The organism is Polaromonas sp., from assembly GCF_029945895.1.
Classification (GTDB): Bacteria; Pseudomonadota; Gammaproteobacteria; order Burkholderiales; family Burkholderiaceae_C; genus Polaromonas.
Genome location: NZ_JAQSDL010000068.1, coordinates 1 through 2,364, shown reverse-complemented (window position 1 = coordinate 2,364; position 2,364 = coordinate 1). Strand labels below are relative to the sequence as shown.

At 66.0% G+C, this 2,364-nt stretch carries 3 protein-coding genes and 1 pseudogene; all 4 read left to right on the top strand.

Annotated features, from left to right (window positions below):
- A pseudogene (locus tag PSV33_RS08210) lies at window positions 1-267 on the top strand (signal recognition particle-docking protein FtsY); the annotation flags it as partial.
- Between the two features lie 69 nt (window positions 268-336).
- Window positions 337-1,353, top strand: coding sequence for an Ldh family oxidoreductase (locus PSV33_RS08205; protein ID WP_300560516.1), 1,017 nt, complete (start codon window positions 337-339; stop codon window positions 1,351-1,353).
- An 82-nt stretch (window positions 1,354-1,435) separates the two neighbouring features.
- Window positions 1,436-1,906, top strand: coding sequence for an Mpo1-like protein (locus PSV33_RS08200; RefSeq protein WP_300560514.1), 471 nt, complete (start codon window positions 1,436-1,438; stop codon window positions 1,904-1,906).
- Window positions 1,907-1,987: 81 nt separating this feature from the next.
- The gene (locus PSV33_RS08195) at window positions 1,988-2,284 is read left to right on the top strand and encodes a hypothetical protein (RefSeq protein ID WP_300560512.1); all 297 of its coding nucleotides are present in this window, start codon (window positions 1,988-1,990) and stop codon (window positions 2,282-2,284) included.
- Window positions 2,285-2,364 lie beyond the last annotated feature (80 nt).

Below are 2,364 nucleotides of genomic sequence, written 5' to 3'. Positions count from 1 at the left end.
GTGATTGACGGCAACACCGGGCAGAACGCGCTGAGCCAGGTCAAGGCCTTCGACGAGACCCTGCAACTCACCGGCCTGATCGTGACCAAACTCGACGGCACGGCCAAAGGCGGTGTGCTGGCCGCGATTGCGCTGTGGTCGCGCGAGCGCGCCAAGGCCTCGCCGGGCCTGCGGCCGGTGCCGGTTTATTTCATCGGCGTCGGTGAAAAACTCGAAGACCTCGAAACCTTCAACGCCCGGGAATTCTCGCAGGCCCTGCTGGCCTGAGAGGCTGAGCCCGCCTGCGTTGCGCCGCCGGCGTTCCTCGCTGTCGTCAGCGGAAAGAACCTGAAAACCATGGCCCACCTGTCCATCGAACAAGCCACCCGCCTGGCCTTGCAGGCGCTGCACCACGCCGGCGCCGGGCCGGCCATGGCGGCCAGCACCGCGAAAGCGCTGGTGCGTGCCGAGGCGCAAGGCCTGGCCTCGCATGGCCTGATCCGCGTGGCGCAGTACGCGACCCACCTGCGCAACGGCCGCGCGGACGGCGCCGCTTTGGCCCGGGTGATGCGCCACCAGGGCGCAGCCATCCTCGTCGATGCCGGCCAAGGGCTGGCTTTTCCGGCCTGCGATCTTGCCGTCTCCACCGCGATCGCCACCGCCGGCACGCTGGGCGTGAGTTTCGCCGGCGTGACCAACAGCCACCACTGCGGCGTGCTGGTCGATCACTTGCGCGCGGTGGCCGACGCCGGTCTGGTCGGGCTGGCTTTTGCCAACTCCCCGGCCGCCATGCCGGCGGCCGGCGGCAAACACGCCATCTTCGGCACCAACCCGGTGGCGGCGGTGTTCCCGCGCCGCAGCGCCGAACCGCTAATGATCGACCTGTCCCTCAGCGAAGTCGCGCGCGGCAAGCTGATGGTGGCGGCCCGCGAGGGCCAGGCCATTCCCCTGGGCTGGGCGCTGGACAGCCAGGGGCAGCCGACCACCGACCCAAAGGCCGGCCTGGCAGGCTCCATGCTGCCGCTGGGCGCTGCCAGCAGCCCCAAAGGCGCCATGCTGGCAATGATCGTCGAACTCATGGTCACAGCCCTGCTCGGTGCGCAGTTCGGCTTTGAAGCGTCCTCGTTTTTTGTCGATGAAGGCAATGCACCACGGCTCGGCCAGGCCTTTGTCGTGATCGACCCGGGCGCGCTGGCCGGCCAGGACGTTTATTACGAACGCATGGAAACACTGATCACGGACATGCTGATGGATGACGGTGTGCGCCTGGCCGGCGCGCGCAGATTCGCCCTGGAGCAACAGGCCATGCTGTCGGGGCTGACGATCCCCGATAAGCTGGACGAACAGCTGCGCCAGCTGGCGAAAATGCAGTAATTCCCCTGCTTTCGCAAAGGGCGGCGATCCCGTACAGTGACCTGCTCGCCAGCGGCTTTTCGACCGCCGTACAGGAGGCCCCATGAACCCCAGCAGCACACCCGACACATCCGACACATCAACCGGTCCGCGCCAGGTGGACCGGTTGCTCGCCCATTACGGCGAAAGCCACCAGCACCCGAAAAACGAGCTGATCCACTTCATGGCGATTCCGCTCATCATGCTGAGCTTGCTCGGCATGATGTTTGCGCTGCATCCCTGGGTGGCCTATCTTTTTGTCGCCGCCAGCATGGTTTATTACCTGCGGCTGTCGCTGGTTTTTCTGGTCAGCATGATGCTCTGGTCGGCCCTCCTGCTGGCGCTGGTACACGCCATGGGCGAGCGGGTGCTGCCGCTGTCGCTGGCAATTTTTGTCGGTGCCTGGATTCTGCAGTTTGTCGGCCACAAGCTCGAAGGCAAAAAGCCGTCGTTTTTTGAAGACATCCAGTACCTCTGGGTGGGCCCGCTGTTCGTGCTGAGCAAGCTGTTCGGCAAGCTGGGCATCCGCTGGTAGCTTCTCCATCGTCGGACCCGGCTTGAAGCGGCGGTATTTGCCCGCATGTAAACAGTTCTGACTCTTACGGAAAACCCTCACGTGCCCAGCTTCCTCAGCCGCGTCCTGTCTTTTCTCCTGCGCCTGGTCCTGTGGACCTTCGCCGCGATTTTCGCGGTGAGCCTGATGCTGGCCGGCCTGGTGCTGCTTGCGCTGGGCCTGCTGCGCTCGCTGGTCACCGGCCAGAAGCCCAAACCCATGGTGTTTGGCCGCTTCCAGCGCTTCTCGGCCCAAGCCGCCTGGCCGGGCGCCAGCAAGCCCGGCGCCGCTGCACCGCGCGAAGCCGACGTGGTAGACGTCGAAGTACGAGAGGTTCGCGGCGACAAGCGCCTGCCCTGAACGCGGGCCGCGCCTGCACACCTGGCTGGCCGGCCCCCTGGTTCCGGGTGATCCGGGCCTTCCCCGTTCCCCGTTCCCCG

What these genes read in the sequence shown, in the direction of transcription:
- PSV33_RS08205 (WP_300560516.1), top strand. Translation starts at nt 337, where the DNA reads ATGGCCCACCTGTCCATCGAACAAGCCACCCGCCTGGCCTTGCAGGCG.
- PSV33_RS08200 (WP_300560514.1), top strand. Translation starts at nt 1,436, where the DNA reads ATGAACCCCAGCAGCACACCCGACACATCCGACACATCAACCGGTCCG.